A 1,300-nucleotide genomic window follows, 5' to 3' on the forward strand; every position below is an offset into this window, starting at 1 on the left:
GGGCCTTGACCCCGAATCCTGAACACGGGTTATGCGGCTTGTGCCAGCGTAGTTGGTGTGCGGTGGAGGGCGTTCTCGAAGGCGATCGGTGATCGTTGTCCGAGGCGGGAGTGTCGGCGTCGGGTGTTGTAGCGGTGGAGCCATCTGAAGGCGTCGAGGCGGGCCTCACGCTCGTCTGGCCAGCTCTTTCGTCCTTGCAGGGTCTCGCGTTTGAAGGTTGCGTTGAAGGACTCGGCGAGTGCGTTGTCCGCGCTGGACCCGATTGCGCTCATGCTTTGCCGAACCCCTGCTGACCTGCATGCTTCGGCGAATGCTCTGCTCGTGTACTGAGCTCCGTGGTCGGTGTGCATGATCGATCCGGCGAGACTGCCGCGGGTTCGGATCGCCGCGGCCAGGGCGTCGGTGACGAGGTCCGCGCGCATGTGGTCGGCGACAGCCCAGCCGGCCAGACGGCGTGATGCGAGGTCGATGACGGTCGCCAGGTAGCAGAACTTCCCACCCTCGATGGGCAGGTAGGTGATGTCGCCGACGTACTTCGTGTTCGGCCTGTCCGCGGTGAAGTCGCGGCTGATCAGGTCCGGGGCCTTGGCGGCGGTCGGGTCGGTGACGGTGGTGCGGTGTCGGCGGCGCAACCGGACTCCTTCGATCCCGGACGCCCGCATGATTCTGGCGACGCGCTTGTGGTTGACCGCGACACCGTTCTCCTCGCGGAGCTCGGCGGTGATCCTCGGGGCTCCGTAGGTGCCGTCCGATTCCTGGTGCACCGCCCGTATCCGGGCGGCCAGGCGGGCGTCGGCCACCTGCCGGGCGGCCCGGTCGGCAGCCGTCCGGCGCCAGTAGTAGAAACTCGAGCGGCTGACGCCGAGGATGCTGCAGAGCCGCTTCACGCCGTAGCGGCGCTGGAGGTCGGCGACACACTGGAAGCGGTTCACCAGCGCGTCTCCCCGGCGAAATACTTCGCCGCTTTGCGCAGGATCTCCCGTTCCTCCTCCAGCTCACGGACCTTCTTCCGCAAGGCGGCGTTCTCCGCCTCCAACGGGGCCGGCGGCAGGGCTGGTTCCTGCGTCCGCCGTCCTCGGGGACGGCTCACCCCGGCTGCCCTCACCCAGTTCCGCAGGGTCTCCGGGTTGATCCCCAGATCGGCTGCGACCGACCTGATCGTCGCTTCCGGTCGCGATTCGTACAGCGCGACCGCGTCCGCCTTGAACTGTGGCGGGTAGTTCTTCATGACCACGAGATGTCCGTTCTCAGATCCTCAGGATCCAGTGTCTCGTGTGTTCAACATCCGGGGTCAAGGCCC

1 protein-coding gene is annotated in these 1,300 nt (G+C 66.8%); it reads right to left on the bottom strand.

The annotated features are described in order from the left end of the window. Positions 1-29: 29 nt before the first annotated feature. Positions 30-1,234, bottom strand: a protein-coding gene (locus ACZ5SK_RS48530) for an IS3 family transposase (RefSeq protein ID WP_334573736.1) whose coding sequence is annotated in 2 segments (ribosomal slippage) — positions 30-943 and positions 943-1,234 — 1,206 coding nt in all. Because the reading frame shifts where the segments join, the coding sequence is not laid out codon by codon here. Positions 1,235-1,300: the final 66 nt, after the last annotated feature.

Source organism: Streptomyces sp. NPDC031474 (assembly GCF_055581185.1).